We start from the raw sequence: 14,051 nt of genomic DNA, 5'->3' as shown, positions 1-14,051 counted from the left end.
ACGCAAAGCCGAACACTTCCTCGCCTTCCTCATCCTCGGAGCCAGCCTTACCTGCTACAAGAAACTCCGCAAACTCACCACATGAGACATGCTCTAACCACTCGGTTATCGCCTCGTGAAACGCGTCGTGACCGGCCCCCACCCAGAGAGATGCCAGATCGGCGACGATTTTTCCCAGTTCGTCGAGGCTCTGGTCCGTGCTGTCGATGTGGGCACCGAGATCACCCACCAACGTCCGCAAAACGGAAAATCGACCGTCAGCTGAGCCATACACCCCTCCGTAAGCATTCGCCTACAGCCCGGATGCGAGAGTAGCCGAAGACGACGTGAGCTGCAGCTAGGCCCCCGTCGGCTTGGGGATGTCGAAGTAGCTCGAGAACCGCACCGCCGGCGCGTACTCGCCCTTCACCTTCACCCGGCCCGTCACGAACATCGCCGCTACCGCCGCATTGCCCGTGGCTATCCTGATGAAGTCGTCCACCGACAGCGTGATCGTGGTGTCCGGGGTCCTGGACAGGTCGGTCGAAGAAACGCACACGCCGTCCTCGATCACCGTCTGGAAACGGTCGTAGCCGTCCTCTCCCGATCCCTCCGAAAAGCGCCATGACACCACGAAATCCACGTGGCGGGCGCGGGTCGGCGAGAAATGCTCCGACATCCGGCGGAATATCTCGTCCAAGAACACCGAACGCAGCTCCGGGTGGTCCGCGATCGCCTTCAGCTGGTCGCGGGATGCTCGGCGGACCACGCCCACCAGGACGTCCGTCGACAACGAGCTCAGCTCGATGCCCGCGCCGGCTTCGCCCAGCATGTGCAAGGTTTCCAGCACCTGGGTGAACTGGGACGGCGTCAGGTTGCCGAGGACCAGATTCTCCGCGAACGCGTTCACCACGTGGCCACCGCGAGGGGTGCGGGGGCGGCGCCATTTTGCGTTTCGGGGCACGGGCGGACTATACGGGGTGGGGTAAGTCGAAGAAACCGATCAACCCCGCCGCGAAGGCCAGGTCACCGTTGACCTTTATCCTCCCCGTGACGAACAACACCGCCGGTGTCGCCTGGTGGGTGATGAGCCGGAAGAAGTCGGCTGGGGCGATGGTGATGGTCACTCGCGCAGGCGAGTGCCTCTCGCGGCTCACCGTGCACGCTCCATGCGCGATCGCCGTCTCGTAGTGGTCGAAGCCGCCTTCGCCCGTTCCACCCGACAAGCGCCAGTGGACCACCGCCTCCAGGTCGCGGGCACGATCAGGCCTGATGTGCGCGCCCATGCGGGCGAAGATCTCGTCCAGCACGCGCTCGCGCAGCGGCCGATCCGCGACGACGCACTCCAGCTGCGCGCGCGATGCCGAAGCCACCAGGGACGCGAAGCGGGCCGGCTCGACCTTGCTCAGGTCGAACGCCGGGGCGCGCTCGGCCAGCCTCAGCAGTGCGTTGAGGAGCCGCCGGAAGTCGTCCTTGCGGAGGTCGCCGGGGTCGAGAGTGAGCTCGTTGACGTCGAGGGCGTGCGCCTCGGGGCTCAGCGGGTCGAGCTGCTCCAGCGCGTCGAGCAGCGCCGTCCCGCGGAGCTCCGCGATCCGATCAGCGCTGGTCATCCCGGCGTTTTCGGTCACGATGCCCCCTCTCCGGCTACTCACGCGTAAGGCTACCCGCCAGTAGGTAGGCGGGCAAGCGTGCCGAAATCACCCGGGCGTGGCCACGACCGGTACCGTCTCCGGGCAGCAACGAGGAGGTCGAGCGTGTCAGAGGAAGATCAGCGTCCGCCCGAACGGGCCAGACGGCTGCCGCGAGCGGTGCGCGAGCGGCAGATCCTGGACGCGGCCGTCCAGGTCTTCTCGCGCCACGGCTACCACGCCGCGTCGATGGACGAGATCTCCGACGTCGCCGGCGTCTCGAAGCCGATGATCTACACCTACCTCGGCTCGAAGGAAGACCTCTTCGGCGCGTGCATCCGCCGGGAGGCGACGCGCCTGCTCGAGGCCATCCAGGCCGGCGTGCAGCCCGACCTGTCGCCGGACATGCAGCTCTGGCACGGCCTGCGGTCCTTCTACCGCTTCGTCGCCGAGTACCGCGAGTCGTGGACGGTCCTGCATCGCCAGGCCCTGACCGTCGGCGGTGCGTTCGCCGCGGAGGTCACCGACATGCGAGTGCGCGCGATCCAGCTGGTCGCCGCGCTCGTGGTGTCCGCCGGCACGCGCAAGGGCGTCGGCGAGCAGGCGGAGTTCTCCGGCGAAGGTCTCTCCGCGGCGTTGGTCGGGGCGGCCGAGTCGCTGGCCGACTGGGCCCTCGACCACCCCGACATCTCCGACGGCGTCCTGGCTTCCTGGCTGATGAACCTCGTCTGGCTGGGCTTCAACGACCTCATCGAGGGCGCGGTCTGGAAGCCGTCAGAGTGAGCTGATCGTCCCCTCCAGGTGCGGCTTCGACTTGCTCCACAGCTCGAAGGCCCAGCCGTCCTCCACGGACCAGGACGTGAAGCCCGCCTTGGCCGGCAGCAGCACCGGCTGTTTGAAGCGGACGTCGACCGTGAACGCCTCCGGCAGGCGCCCTTCGAACGCGGCCAGCGCGTGGGCCTTCGTCCACATCCCGTGCGCGATGGCGCGAGGGAAGCCGAACAGGCGGGCCGTCAGCGGGTGCAGGTGGATCGGGTTGCGGTCGCCCGAGACCTCGGCGTAGCGCCGTCCGATGTCGCCCGGAACGCGCCAGATCGCGTCCGGCGTCGGCGGCACCAGCTGGTCCCGCCGCGAAGAGCCCGAGCCCGAGCCGCGACGCAGGTAGGTGCTGACGTCGGCCCAAGCGAGGTGATCGCCGGCCCAGGCTTCGCTGATGACGTCGAACTGACGCCCCTTCTCGTGCGGGCGCAGGTTCTCCGCCCGCACGCGTACGGTCAGCGGCTCGCCCACCCGGAGCGCGCGGTGCTGGGTGATCCGGTTCGCCACGTGCACCATGCCGAGCAGGGGGAACGGGAACCCCGGCTCGGTCATCAGCGCCATCTGCAGCGGGAACGCCAGCATGTGCGGGTACGTCGCCGGCAGCTCGTCGCTCAGCCGGAAGCCGCACACCGTGGTGTACGCGGCGAGGTGCGCCGGGTCGACGACGACACCCGTGCGCACCAGCTCCGTGTCCGGCAGCTCGCCACCGGACGGCTTGCGCAGCACGCCACCGAGCAGCGCCTTCGGGTACAGCGTGGCCAGGCTCGGTGTGCTGTCGAGTTCGCGGATCGCCATCTCACGCCCCCAGCAGGGCCTGGCCGCAGACGCGGACCACGTTGCCGTTCACCGCGGCCGACGCCGGGTTCGCGTACCAGGCGATTGTCTCGGCGACGTCGACCGGCAGGCCGCCCTGGCCGAGGCTGGACAGCCGCCGCCCGGCTTCGCGGATGAACAGCGGGACCGCGGCCGTCATCTTGGTCTCGATGAACCCGGGCGCGACGGCGTTGATCGTGCCGCCGTACGCCGCCAGCTGCGGCGCGCCGACGTTGACCATGCCGATCACGCCCGCCTTCGACGTCGCGTAGTTCGTCTGGCCGACGTTGCCGGCGATGCCCGCGATCGACGAGACGCCGATGACGCGGCCGTTTTCGTTCAGCACGCGCTCGGCGAGCAGCTTGTCGTTCACCGCGAGCTGCGACGCCAGGTTCACCGCGATCACCGAGTCCCACGCGCTTTCGCTCATGTTGCCCAGCGTCTTGTCGCGCGTGATGCCCGCGTTGTGCACGACGATGTCCACGCCGCCGTGACGCTCCTTCAGGTACTCCGCGAGCTTCGCGGGCGCGCTCGGCGAAGTGATGTCGAGCTGCAGCGACGACCCGCCGACCTTGTTGGCGACCTTCGACAGGTCGCCACCTTGGGCGGGGATGTCGAGCGCGACGACGTGCGCGCCGTCGCGGGCCAGCACCTCGGCGATCGCCGCACCGATGCCGCGGGACGCGCCGGTGACCAGCGCGACCTTGCCGTCGAGGGGCTTTTCCCAGTTCGCGGGCGGAGAAGCCGTCTTGCCCTCGGTGCCGATCCGGATCACCTGCGCGTCGACGAACGCCGACTTCGCGGAGAGCAGGAAGCGCAACGTCGAGTCCGTCGCCTCTTCGGCGCCGTCGGCGACGTACACGAGCTGGGCGGTCGCGCCGCGCTTCAGCTCCTTGCCCACCGAACGGATGAAGCCTTCGAGGGCGCGCTGCGCGATCCGCTCGCGGCCCTCGACCTGTTCCGGCGGGGTGCCGAGGACGACGACCCGGCCGGACGGGCCGACACTGCGGATCACCGGGTGGAAGAAGTCGTAGACCTCGCGCAGGCGGCCGGGGTCGGTGATGCCGGTGGCGTCGAAGACCAGCGCCGCGTGCCGATCGGCCGCCGTGGTGAGCACTTCGATGCCCGCGTCGGCCAGCTGATCCCGGACCGCCTTCTGCAGCCGTCCGCCGGGCGCGGCGCCGAGAAGTGCGGGACCCTCCAGCGCGGGTTGCCCGGGACGGTACCGGCGCAGTGTTGCGGGATTGGGCAGGCCGAGCTTCGGCACCACGAACTTCCCCACCGGGGTTTTCGTGAACTGCTGGTACCTGTCAGCCATCGGATGCCTCCCGTGCAGTCTGCGTCACGTCGCAGTCTAACCTACTCACTAGTAGGTTAAAGTGTGAAGTGACACGACCAGAGAGGTGCAGTCATGCCGCCGAAGCCGAGGTCCTCCAAGCAAGCGCCAGCGGTCCGCAAAGTCGCGATCATCGGCGGCAACCGGATCCCGTTCGCGCGGTCCAACGGTCCGTACGCGAAGGCGTCGAACCAGGACATGTTCACCGCCGCGCTCGACGGTCTGGTCAGCCGCTTTTCGCTCCAGGGCGAGGTGATCGGCGAGGTCGCGGCCGGCGCGGTGCTCAAGCACTCGAAGGACTTCAACCTGGCCCGGGAGAGCGTGCTGGGCAGCAAGCTTTCGCCCGCGACACCCGCGTCCGACGTCCAGATGGCGTGCGGCACCGGCCTGCAGGCGATCATCAACGTCGCCAACAAGATCGCGCTCGGCCAGCTCGACTCGGCGATCGCCGGCGGCGTCGACACCACCAGCGACGCCCCGCTCGCCGTCAACGAGGACCTGCGCCAGATCCTCATCCGGTTCAACGCCGCCAAGACGCTCGGCGACCGGCTCAAGCTCGTCGCGAAGATCCGCCCCGGGCACATCGTCCCGGCGATCCCGCGCAACGAGGAGCCGCGCACCGGCCTTTCGATGGGCGAGCACGCGGCGCTGACCGCGAAGATCTGGGAGATCACCCGCGAGGCGCAGGACGAGCTGGCCGCGAGCAGCCACCAGAAGCTCGCCGCCGCCTACGACCGCGGGTTTTTCGACGACCTCGTGACGCCGTTCCTCAAGCTCGCGCGCGACCAGAACCTGCGGCCGGACTCGACCGCGGAGAAGCTCGCCAAGCTCAAGCCGGCCTTCGGCGGCCCCGGCGGCACCATGACCGCGGGCAACTCGACGCCGCTGACCGACGGCGCGTCGACGGTCCTGCTGGCCACCGACGAGTGGGCGCAGGCGCACAAGCTGCCGGTGCTGGCCTACCTGACGTTCTCGCAGACCGCGGCCGTCGACTACGTGCACGGCGACGAGGGCCTGCTGATGGCGCCCGCCTACGCCGTGCCGCGGATGCTCGCGCGCGCCGGGCTTTCGCTGCAGGACTTCGACTTCTACGAAATCCACGAGGCCTTCGCGTCGCAGGTGCTGGCCACGCTGAAGGCGTGGGAGGACCCGGCGTTCGCCAAGGAGAAGCTGGACCTGGACGCGCCGCTCGGCGCGATCGACCGGGCGAAGCTGAACGTCAACGGCTCGTCGCTGGCGGCCGGGCACCCGTTCGCCGCGACCGGCGGCCGGATCGTCGCGACGCTGGCGAAGCTGCTGCACGAGAAGGGGTCCGGCCGCGGCCTGATCTCGATCTGCGCGGCCGGCGGCCAGGGCGTCACCGCGATCCTGGAGAAGTAACCGCACGCAAAAGGGCCGCCCTCAGCTGAGGGCGGTCCTTTTCGCGACTTCAGTTCGGGAGCGCCTTCTGCGCCCGCTTCGCGAGCTTGTTCGCGCGCTTCTCGGCCTTGCGGCTGAGCTTCCCGGCCGCGGCGCCGACGTCCTTCGCGGCGTGCCGCGCCCGCCAGGCCGCCGACGGCTTCCCGTGCGTGTCGCTGACCGCGAGCAGCAGCCCGCCGGCCAGGCTCGCGTTCTTGAAGAACTGGATCTGCTGCTGCTGGCGCTCGCCCGGGTCCTTGATGGTCCAGAAGCTGTGGGTCGAGAGCGTCGTGGGCACCAGGCTGCCGAGCAGCAGCCCCGCCGCGAGCCGCGGTGCCTTGCCGGACGCGAGCGCGAGACCGGCGCCGATCTTCACCGCGGCGTCGATCCGGACGAGCGTCACCGGATCCCGCGGGACCTGCGCCGGCACGACGTCGCCGAACTTGTCGAACGCGTTGTTGAGGAACGGTTCCGCCACCTTGGCGTGCCCCTCGGCCTGCCTCAGCGCATTGATCCCGCCCGTCACGAAGATCGTGGCGAGCAGGGGACGTGCCACTCGACGGAGTATCACGGTCATAGCCTTCCTCGTACGGGCCGCTGCCTGGTCGAACCTACTCCGTGGATGCCCGCTCGGCCCGCGCTCGAATCCTCATCGGGGTTTCTGCGGGAATATCGTCTTGCGGCTAGAGACAGCTATAAAGACTTAGCGGTTGACCTTGACGCTGCGTCAACTTCTATCGTCGACGCCATGGAGTGGTCGATCCAGGACATCGCCCGCTCGGCGGGGACCACGAGCCGGACGCTGCGCCACTACGGCGAGGTCGGCCTGCTCGAGCCCAGCCGGATCGGCGGCAACGGCTACCGCTACTACGACGAGCAGGCGCTCGTCCGGCTGCAGCGGATCCTGCTGCTGCGCGAGCTCGGCCTCGGGCTGCCGGCCATCGCCGAGGTGCTCGACGGGCAGCGCGACCGCGTCGCGGCGCTCGAAACCCACCTGGAGCTGCTCGAACGGGAGCAGCGGCGGATCGGCAGGCAGATCGAGTCGGTCCGCACGACCCTCCGGAAACTGAAGGGAGGTGAACAACTGATGGCAGCAGAAGTCTTCGACGGCTTCGACCACACGAAGTACGAGAAGGAGGTCACCCAGCGCTGGGGCGCCGAGGCCCACCGGCACGGTGCCCGGTGGTGGACGTCCCTGACGGCGGACGAGAAGAAGGCCCACCAGCAGGAGCAGGCCGACATCGCGGCCGCGTTCGGCGCGGCGCGCGCTTCGGGTTCGACGCCGGAATCCGACGAGGTCCAGGCGATCACGCGGCGGCTGCACGAGTGGCTGCGGGGCCCGGTCTCGACCGTGTCGAAGGGCTACTTCGCGGGCCTCGGACAGCTGTACGTCGACGACTCGCGCTACGGGTTCGAAGGCACGACGGCGGAATTCGTCCGGGACGCGATGAAGATCTACGCGGAACGGAACCTCGGTGACTAGTGGCGCGTCGTAAGGGGCGCACTGGGGGTAGGGACGAGCAGGGCTGCAGACCTGTTCGTCTCTATGTACCCGGCCGCAGCAGCGTGCGCCGAGTCGTGTCGAGGTGGCGGACCACCTCGTAGGCGGCACGAGTGCCCACTTCAGGTGGCTCGCCGTCACCTTCGAGCGCCGCCCAGCCTCCCTCGTACCGGACGAAGTACGAGCCGTCCGAGACGAAGGCACGGGTCACCTCCGCCGTGAGGGCCGTGCCCACCGGGTAGCGCGCCTTGCGCGCTCGCCACTCGGCCTCCGACACCCCGTTTTCGAACGGCCCATCCCGGAACGCCGGGTCGAGCGGCCACAAGCGGACCTGCCCAGGCCGGCGGGTGAGCACCTCGAGCCTCGTGGTCGTGCCGACCGGCGGCCACGCCGCCACGTCCCGAGGCAGGCTCAGCACGTCGACGAAGCCCTCACCCGGCACGCCGCCCAAGTCCAGGAAGATCCCGATGGCGCCGGGGCGGGGGATCAGCGAGACCGTGCCCGTCACCACCTCGCCGATCCCGAAGCGGCGCCAGGCGTTTTCCGTCACCTCGCCACCCTGGCACGGCCTGGGCCGACCGGCCGAACCTCGGCGACACGCCCTAGCTGTCTATGGCGGAATATCGGGCTGGCGCTAGATACGGCGATAGCTTGGCAGAGTGGACCCCATCCGCAACCCCTTCGCGCCGGGCGCCGGGCAACGGCCGCCCGAGCTGGCCGGGCGGGAGCGTGAGCTCCACGCCTTCGAGGTGGTGCTGGAACGGGTGGCGCGGGGGAGACCCGAACGCAGTCTCGTGCTCACCGGGCTGCGTGGTGTCGGCAAGACCGTGCTGCTCGGGGAGCTGCGGGCGATGGCCGTGCGGCACAAGTGGGGGGCAGGCAAGATCGAGGCGCGGCCGGACGCCGAACTGCGGCGGCCACTGTCGGCCGCGCTGCACCGGGCCATCCGGGACCTCGCCGTGCGGCACCGCGCGCCGGACCGGGTCGAAGAGGTGCTCGGCGTCCTGAAGGCGTTTGCCCTGCGGGCCAACAAGCCCGACGCCAAGCTGCGCGACCGCTGGCAGCCGGGCATCGACGTGCCCGCCGCGCAGGGGCGGGCCGACTCCGGGGACATCGAGATCGACCTCGTCGAGCTGTTCACCGACGTCGCCGAGCTGGCCGCGGACGTCGGGACCGGCGTCGCGCTGCTCATCGACGAGATCCAGGACCTGCAGCCGGACGACGTCTCGGCGTTGTGCGCGGCCTGCCACGAGCTGTCCCAGTCCGGCGCGCCGCTCGTGGTCGTCGGCGCCGGGCTGCCGCACGTGCCCGCGGTGCTCTCGGCGTCGAAGTCCTACTCCGAGCGGCTCTTCCGGTACGCGCGCATCGACCGCCTCAACCGCGAGGACGCCGACTTCGCCGTGCTGGCGCCGATCGAGCGGGAGGACGCCGGCATCGAGCCGGAAGCCCTCGACGCGCTCTTCGACGCGTCCGGCGGCTACCCCTACTTCATCCAGGCCTACGGCAAGGCGGCCTGGGACGCGGCGCCGTCCGACCCGATCACGGTCAAGGACGTCCAGGTCGCGGCGCCCGAGGCGGAGTCGGAGCTGGCGGTCGGCTTCTTCGGTTCGCGCTACGAACGCGCGACGCCGGCCGAGCGGGAGTACCTGCAGGCGATGGCCGAGCTGACCCAGGGCCGTGACGAGCCCGCCGGCACCGCCGACGTCGCCGTGTTCCTCGGGCGGAAGCCCTCGTCGCTCTCGCCGGCGCGCGACAGCCTGATGAAGAAGGGCCTCGTGTACTCCGCCGAGCGGGGGCAGATCGCCTTCACCGTCCCGCACTTCGGCCACTACCTGCTCGGCCGCGACTGACCTGGGCTTTTGCCGCTGTCTCGCGGTCTATCCCAGCAACTACGTCTTTATTGCAGTACAGCTAGATAGCCATAGACAGCTCTAGCGGGTTGCTCCGTCGTGACCGCCGCCACCCCACATCTCTCCGGGCCATACCCAGTTTTGCCGATGATTCATCGGCCAGTGCGCCAGATCACCGGATATTCGTTGGCTTCCTTGTGAAAAAAGGTGCATACTAGAGCTACAAGACACCGAGACCCTCGAAGGGGATGCAGAAACCGATGAACAACATCGCCGCCAAGCTCCGTGCCCGCCGCGCTGAGGTCCGCACTCGCCGGGCACTGAACCGGGCGATCGACACCGCCGCCACCGCGACGGTCCGTCAGGAACTCATCGCGATCGCGCAGGCTCGCTCCGGCTACATGCGCTGATATCTCACCCCGTGGTGGTCGCCCATTCGAGTGACCTAGGCCACATCGTGCTCATGGTGTAACGCCGTTCAATGCGGCGTCGATACCCCATACGACCCCGTGATGCTGGCGGACCCCCGACCTGGCAGCATCGCGGGGTTTCCCATTTCCCCTTGTCGCCGCCGGCTTCTCGAGTAATCTTTGACTTCGTCAACGAACTTGTTGAGGTGGTCAATGAATGACACCCAGCTGGCCCACCGGGTCGCCGCGGTCCGCGCCTTCAACCGGCTCTACACCGGAGTCATCGGTGTGCTCGACGAAGGCCCCGCGGACGCCGAGTACTCGCTGCCGGAAGCCCGCGTGCTCTTCGAAGTCGCCCACCAGGACCCGCTGCCGGTCACGGACCTGCGGAAACGCCTCGACCTCGACGCCGGCTACGCCAGCAGGCTGCTCGCGCGCCTCGAGTCCCGCGGGCTGATCGTGCGCGAACGGTCCGACGAAGACGCCCGCCGCCAGCTCGTGCGGCCGACCGCGGCGGGCCGGGAGGCCTTCGCGGTCCTGAACCGCCGGTCGACGGACCAGATCGGCGGGCTGCTGCACCGCTTCGCCGACGAGGACCAGCAGCGCCTGCTGGCCGCGATGCGCACGATCGGCGACCTGGTCGGCGGCCGCCGTCGCGACCCCGCCCTTGTGCTCCGTCCGCCACGACCGGGTGACCTCGGTTGGGTGATGGAACGGCACGGCGCGCTCTACGCCCGCGAGTACGGCTTCGACGCCCGATTCGAGGCGCTCGTCGCCCGCGTGGCCGCGGACTTCATGGACAACCGCGACGATCCGCGGCAGGCGTTCTGGATCGCCGAACTCGACGGCGAGCGGGTGGGCAGCATCGGCTGCAGCCGCGGACCGGACGCGCACACCGCGAAGCTCCGGTTGCTGCTGCTCGAGCCGTCGGCGCGGGGCCACGGCGTGGGCAAGCGGCTGGTGGCCGAGTGCGTTTCGTTCGCCAGGGCCCACGGCTACGGCGCGATGGAGCTGTCGACGGTCTCCATCCTCGAAGCCGCGCGTTCGATCTACCGCGCGGCCGGGTTCGAGCTCGTCGCCGAGGCGGACTTCGACGACTGGGGCCCGAAGCTGACCGACGAGACCTGGCGCCTGGAGTTCTAGCGGGGCACCCGGCCGAGCAGGAAGAACTCCGGGTTCGGGCGGAGGGCGGTGAGGTGGGCGAGCCGGTTCGACATCGCGAACAACGCCGTGATCGCGCCGATGTCCCAGATCTCGTCTTCGGTCAGACCGGCGTTGCGCGCGGCTTCGAGGTCGCCTTCCCCGAACAGGTGCGAGTCCTGGGCGAGCGCCAGGGCCAGGTCGACGATCGCGCGGCCGCGCTCGTCCAGTTCGACCTGCCACGGATTGCTCGAGACACGGTCGGCCAGCTCCGGGTCCTTGGCGCGGATGCGCAGGATCGCGCCGTGGGCGACGACGCAGTACGTGCAGTGGTTGGCGCCGGACGTCGCGACGACGACCAGCTCTCGCTCCGCCTTGCTGAGTCCGTCGGCGCGTTCCATCAGCGCGTCGTGGTAGTCGAGGAACGCGCGCAGCTCGGCGGGGCGGTGGCCGAGCGCGCGGAAGATGTTCGGCACGAAGCCGGACTTCTGCGCGATCGCGCCGACGCGCTCGCGCAGGTCGTCGGGCAGGTCTTCGAGTTCCGTGAGGGGGAACCGGCTCACCGCGTCGCTCATTCTCCTCACGCTAGCCGTGGTTGGCTGGTCGCGTGACGGACTACGTCGACGGGTACTGCGAACGCGTCGGGCCCGGGCTCTGGGGCGAGCCGCTCAACAGTCTCAGCAACCTCGCCTTCCTCGTCGCCGCCGTGCTCGTGTGGCGGCTGGCCAACGGGGACCGGACCGGGCGGGTGCTCGCCGGGCTGATCGGGCTCGTCTTCGTCGCGAGCACCGTCTTCCACCTCCTCGCGACGAGGTGGGCGGCCGTCGCGGACTCCGTGGCCATCCTCGTGTTCATGCTGGTGTGCGCCGTGGCGTTCGCGCGCCGGTACGGGAGCCCGCGGTGGGCGTGGGCAGGCGCGCCGGTGTTCCTCGCGCTGACTGTGGGCACGGCGTTGCTGGGCGGCGGGCTCTACCTGGGCGCCTTGATCGGCCTGGCCGCCTTCGCCGCCGTACTCGCCTTCTCACGCGACACCCGCTGGACGCACTTCGCCGTGGCGGGCGCGATCTTCGCGCTCTCGTTGAGCCTGCGCGCGCTCGACCGGGACGTGTGCGACTACGTCCCGGTCGGCACGCACTTCCTCTGGCACCTGCTCAACGGCGTGGTGCTCTACCTCGTTTCACGGACGCTCGTCCTGCACGACCGTCCTTAGTGGACACCGATCGGGCGCAGGTTCTTGTCGTGCTCGTCGGTGTGGTAGTCCTCGGGCTCGGTGTCGTCGGTGCCGTTGAACACCTTCAGCTGCCGCGCGATCACCGTGCCGATCGCCGCGACCACCAGGTTGCCGATCAGGGCCACGAAACCGACGTAGATCTGGACCGCCGAACCCGCGAACGGATGCCAGCCGAGCAGCGAGAGGTTGCCCAGCGACAGCGCCGAACCGCCGAAGTGCTGCTTGCCGTTGGCCGGGTTGGGGATGCCGTACAGCATGATCAGGCCCCAGCCGATGCCGACGACCCAGCCCGCGATCAGGCCCCAGCGGTGGAACCAGCGCGTGTACAGCGCGAGCGCGACGGCCGGCAGCGTCTGCAGGATCAGCACGCCGCCGATGAGCTGCAGGTCGATGGAGAACTGCGGGTCGATCAGGATGATCACGGCGACCGCGCCGAGCTTCACGACCAGCGAAGCGAGCTTCGCCTGCTTCGCTTCTTCCTGCGGCGTCGCGTTCTTGCGGATGTACTCCTTGTAGATGTTGCGCGTCCACAGGTTCGCCGCGGCGATCGACATGATCGCCGCCGGCACCAGCGCGCCGATACCGATCGCGGCGAACGCGATGCCCGCGAACCACGACGAGAACTGGGTGTCGAACAGCACCGGGACGATCGTGTTGCCGTCGGCCTTGCCGGTCGCCGCGTTCGTCAGCGGCTTGACGCCCGCCGTGATCGCCACGTACCCCAGCAGGGCCAGCAGGCCGAGCACCAGCGAGTACGCCGGCAGCGCGACCATGTTGCGCTTGATGACGCTGCGGCCGCGCGAGGCCAGCACGCTGGTCAGCGAGTGCGGGTAGAGGAACAGCGCGAGCGCCGAGCCCAGTGCCAGCGTCGCGTACTGCAGCTGGTTGTTGGCCGTGAGCAGGATCGACCCGGCCGGCTTGCCGGTGGCCGGGTTCGGCGTGCCGAGCTTCTTCGCCGCGGCGTCGAAGATGTGCGACCAGCCGCCGAGCTTCGAGGGCAGGTAGATGATCGCCACGAGGATGACGATGTAGATCAGGATGTCCTTGACGAACGCGATCAGCGCGGGCGCCCGCAGGCCGGACTGGTAGGTGTAGAAGGCCAGGATGACGAAGGCGACCAGCAGCGGCAGGTGGCCGACGATGCCGGAGCCGTTGATCCCCATCGTCCGCAGCACGGCTTCGAGGCCGACGAGCTGCAGCGCGATGTACGGCATGGTCGCGACGATGCCGGTGATCGCGACCAGCAGCGCCAGGATCGGCGAGCCGAAGCGGCCGCGCACGAAGTCGGCCGGGGTGACGTAGCCGCGCACCCGCGAGACCGACCACATCCGCAGCGCCGGGAGCAGCACGATCGGGTAGACGACGATCGTGTACGGCAGCGCGTAGAGGCCGAGCGCGCCGGCGCTGAACACCAGCGCGGGCACCGCGACGAACGTGTACGCCGTGTAGAGGTCACCGCCGAGCAGGAACCAGGTGACCCACGAGCCGAACTTGCGGCCGCCGAGCCCCCACTCGTCCAAGTGGTCGAGCGTGCTGCCCCGCTGCCACCGCGACGCCATGAAGCCGAGCACGGTGACCAGCGCGAACAAGATCGTGAAGATGATCAGTTCGGGCCACTGCAGGTTGCTCATCGAGCGTCCCCCTCGTCGAGGTCGTCGACGCTCAGCTTGTCCGCGGCGTCAACGGTCGGCTTTTTCCGCGTCATCAGGTAGACGATCCAGGTGCTGAGCACCCCGATCCCGACGAACAGGAACTGGAACCAGTAGAAGAACGGCATCCCGAACAACCGCGGACCGTCCATGTTGAACAGCGGCGTCACCAGGACGAGCAGCGGGACGATCAGGAGCAGGTTCCACGGGCTGAACTGCATCCCGCGGACCTTTCCGTCGTGCTTCACAGTCGACATCGGACCTCACCTAACACTCCCGTAACCGACCGCCTGACCT

17 protein-coding genes are annotated in these 14,051 nt (G+C 69.2%); 7 read left to right on the top strand and 10 right to left on the bottom strand.

The genetic code is table 11. The features are described 5' to 3' along the window. The 3 genes from AB0F15_RS14530 to AB0F15_RS14520 all read right to left on the bottom strand — a co-directional run. On the bottom strand, positions 1 to 229 hold a 229-nt coding region (locus tag AB0F15_RS14530; protein ID WP_360269999.1), incomplete at its 3' end, for a hypothetical protein. A 108-nt stretch (positions 230 to 337) separates the two neighbouring features. After that, positions 338 to 889 (bottom strand): SCP2 sterol-binding domain-containing protein, encoded by a 552-nt coding sequence (locus tag AB0F15_RS14525; protein ID WP_360269997.1) that lies wholly within the window; start codon positions 887 to 889, stop codon positions 338 to 340. A gap of 61 nt (positions 890 to 950) precedes the next feature. After that, positions 951 to 1,589 carry an SCP2 sterol-binding domain-containing protein gene (locus AB0F15_RS14520; RefSeq protein ID WP_360270019.1) on the bottom strand — a complete coding sequence of 213 codons (639 nt, stop codon included), beginning with the start codon at positions 1,587 to 1,589 and terminating at the stop codon, positions 951 to 953. Positions 1,590 to 1,733: 144 nt separating this feature from the next. Here AB0F15_RS14520 and AB0F15_RS14515 point away from each other — a divergent pair, with 144 nt between their 5' ends. Further along, positions 1,734 to 2,390 carry a TetR/AcrR family transcriptional regulator gene (locus AB0F15_RS14515; RefSeq protein ID WP_360269995.1) on the top strand — a complete coding sequence of 219 codons (657 nt, stop codon included), beginning with the start codon at positions 1,734 to 1,736 and terminating at the stop codon, positions 2,388 to 2,390. Here AB0F15_RS14515 and AB0F15_RS14510 read toward each other — a convergent pair. Together AB0F15_RS14510 and AB0F15_RS14505 are read right to left on the bottom strand one after the other, a co-directional pair. After that, entirely contained in the window at positions 2,382 to 3,221 is an 840-nt protein-coding gene (locus AB0F15_RS14510) for a MaoC/PaaZ C-terminal domain-containing protein (protein ID WP_360269993.1), read from the bottom strand. The genes AB0F15_RS14515 and AB0F15_RS14510 overlap by 9 nt on opposite strands. Position 3,222: 1 nt before the next feature. Beyond that, complete coding sequence (locus AB0F15_RS14505) at positions 3,223 to 4,557, bottom strand: 3-oxoacyl-ACP reductase (RefSeq protein ID WP_360269991.1); 1,335 nt, start codon at positions 4,555 to 4,557, stop codon at positions 3,223 to 3,225. Between the two features lie 93 nt (positions 4,558 to 4,650). Between AB0F15_RS14505 and AB0F15_RS14500 the strand changes: the two genes are divergently transcribed. After that, complete coding sequence (locus AB0F15_RS14500; RefSeq protein WP_360269989.1) at positions 4,651 to 5,955, top strand: acetyl-CoA C-acetyltransferase; 1,305 nt, start codon at positions 4,651 to 4,653, stop codon at positions 5,953 to 5,955. A gap of 49 nt (positions 5,956 to 6,004) precedes the next feature. Here AB0F15_RS14500 and AB0F15_RS14495 read toward each other — a convergent pair whose 3' ends face one another. Next, positions 6,005 to 6,550, bottom strand: a complete 546-nt coding sequence (locus AB0F15_RS14495) for a DoxX family protein (RefSeq protein WP_360269988.1) — start codon at positions 6,548 to 6,550, stop codon at positions 6,005 to 6,007. 171 nt (positions 6,551 to 6,721) lie between these two features. Between AB0F15_RS14495 and AB0F15_RS14490 the strand changes: the two genes are divergently transcribed. Further along, positions 6,722 to 7,456, top strand: coding sequence for a MerR family transcriptional regulator (locus tag AB0F15_RS14490; protein WP_360269986.1), 735 nt, complete (start codon positions 6,722 to 6,724; stop codon positions 7,454 to 7,456). Positions 7,457 to 7,517: 61 nt separating this feature from the next. On the opposite strand, the gene AB0F15_RS14485 is transcribed toward AB0F15_RS14490, so the two are convergent. Continuing rightward, on the bottom strand, positions 7,518 to 8,024 hold the full coding sequence (locus AB0F15_RS14485) for a hypothetical protein (protein ID WP_360269984.1): 507 nt from the start codon (positions 8,022 to 8,024) through the stop codon (positions 7,518 to 7,520). 109 nt (positions 8,025 to 8,133) lie between these two features. Between AB0F15_RS14485 and AB0F15_RS14480 the strand changes: the two genes are divergently transcribed. From AB0F15_RS14480 to AB0F15_RS14470, 3 genes are all read left to right on the top strand, one after another. After that, positions 8,134 to 9,324, top strand: a complete 1,191-nt coding sequence (locus tag AB0F15_RS14480) for an ATP-binding protein (protein ID WP_360269982.1) — start codon at positions 8,134 to 8,136, stop codon at positions 9,322 to 9,324. 248 nt (positions 9,325 to 9,572) lie between these two features. Continuing rightward, the gene (locus AB0F15_RS14475; protein ID WP_014467883.1) at positions 9,573 to 9,734 is read left to right on the top strand and encodes a hypothetical protein; all 162 of its coding nucleotides are present in this window, start codon (positions 9,573 to 9,575) and stop codon (positions 9,732 to 9,734) included. A gap of 213 nt (positions 9,735 to 9,947) precedes the next feature. Further along, complete coding sequence (locus AB0F15_RS14470) at positions 9,948 to 10,877, top strand: bifunctional helix-turn-helix transcriptional regulator/GNAT family N-acetyltransferase (protein ID WP_360269980.1); 930 nt, start codon at positions 9,948 to 9,950, stop codon at positions 10,875 to 10,877. Here AB0F15_RS14470 and AB0F15_RS14465 read toward each other — a convergent pair. Continuing rightward, positions 10,874 to 11,449, bottom strand: a complete 576-nt coding sequence (locus AB0F15_RS14465) for a peroxidase-related enzyme (RefSeq protein ID WP_360269979.1) — start codon at positions 11,447 to 11,449, stop codon at positions 10,874 to 10,876. The two genes, AB0F15_RS14470 and AB0F15_RS14465, sit on opposite strands and share 4 nt — an antisense overlap. Before the next feature lie 32 nt (positions 11,450 to 11,481). Between AB0F15_RS14465 and AB0F15_RS14460 the strand changes: the two genes are divergently transcribed. Beyond that, complete coding sequence (locus AB0F15_RS14460; RefSeq protein WP_360269977.1) at positions 11,482 to 12,084, top strand: hypothetical protein; 603 nt, start codon at positions 11,482 to 11,484, stop codon at positions 12,082 to 12,084. On the opposite strand, the gene mctP is transcribed toward AB0F15_RS14460, so the two are convergent. After that, the gene (gene mctP, locus AB0F15_RS14455; protein WP_360269975.1) at positions 12,081 to 13,736 is read right to left on the bottom strand and encodes a monocarboxylate uptake permease MctP; all 1,656 of its coding nucleotides are present in this window, start codon (positions 13,734 to 13,736) and stop codon (positions 12,081 to 12,083) included. The genes AB0F15_RS14460 and mctP overlap by 4 nt on opposite strands. Continuing rightward, on the bottom strand, positions 13,733 to 14,011 hold the full coding sequence (locus AB0F15_RS14450) for a DUF3311 domain-containing protein (RefSeq protein WP_360269973.1): 279 nt from the start codon (positions 14,009 to 14,011) through the stop codon (positions 13,733 to 13,735). Before AB0F15_RS14450 ends, mctP begins: the two co-directional genes overlap by 4 nt. Positions 14,012 to 14,051 lie beyond the last annotated feature (40 nt).

Source organism: Amycolatopsis sp. NPDC026612, from assembly GCF_040638285.1.
Lineage (GTDB): Bacteria > Actinomycetota > Actinomycetes > Mycobacteriales > Pseudonocardiaceae > Amycolatopsis.
Note: the sequence above shows the minus strand (reverse complement) of the source record. Positions and strands in the feature narration are given on the sequence as shown.

Coding starts and splice junctions, on each gene's coding strand:
- AB0F15_RS14520 (WP_360270019.1), bottom strand. CDS start 1,589: ATGACCAGCGCTGATCGGATCGCGGAGCTCCGCGGGACGGCGCTGCTC.
- AB0F15_RS14510 (WP_360269993.1), bottom strand. CDS start 3,221: ATGGCGATCCGCGAACTCGACAGCACACCGAGCCTGGCCACGCTGTAC.
- AB0F15_RS14505 (WP_360269991.1), bottom strand. CDS start 4,557: ATGGCTGACAGGTACCAGCAGTTCACGAAAACCCCGGTGGGGAAGTTC.
- AB0F15_RS14500 (WP_360269989.1), top strand. CDS start 4,651: ATGCCGCCGAAGCCGAGGTCCTCCAAGCAAGCGCCAGCGGTCCGCAAA.
- AB0F15_RS14495 (WP_360269988.1), bottom strand. CDS start 6,550: ATGACCGTGATACTCCGTCGAGTGGCACGTCCCCTGCTCGCCACGATC.
- AB0F15_RS14490 (WP_360269986.1), top strand. CDS start 6,722: ATGGAGTGGTCGATCCAGGACATCGCCCGCTCGGCGGGGACCACGAGC.
- AB0F15_RS14475 (WP_014467883.1), top strand. CDS start 9,573: ATGCAGAAACCGATGAACAACATCGCCGCCAAGCTCCGTGCCCGCCGC.
- AB0F15_RS14470 (WP_360269980.1), top strand. CDS start 9,948: ATGAATGACACCCAGCTGGCCCACCGGGTCGCCGCGGTCCGCGCCTTC.
- AB0F15_RS14465 (WP_360269979.1), bottom strand. CDS start 11,449: ATGAGCGACGCGGTGAGCCGGTTCCCCCTCACGGAACTCGAAGACCTG.
- mctP (WP_360269975.1), bottom strand. CDS start 13,736: ATGAGCAACCTGCAGTGGCCCGAACTGATCATCTTCACGATCTTGTTC.
- AB0F15_RS14450 (WP_360269973.1), bottom strand. CDS start 14,011: ATGTCGACTGTGAAGCACGACGGAAAGGTCCGCGGGATGCAGTTCAGC.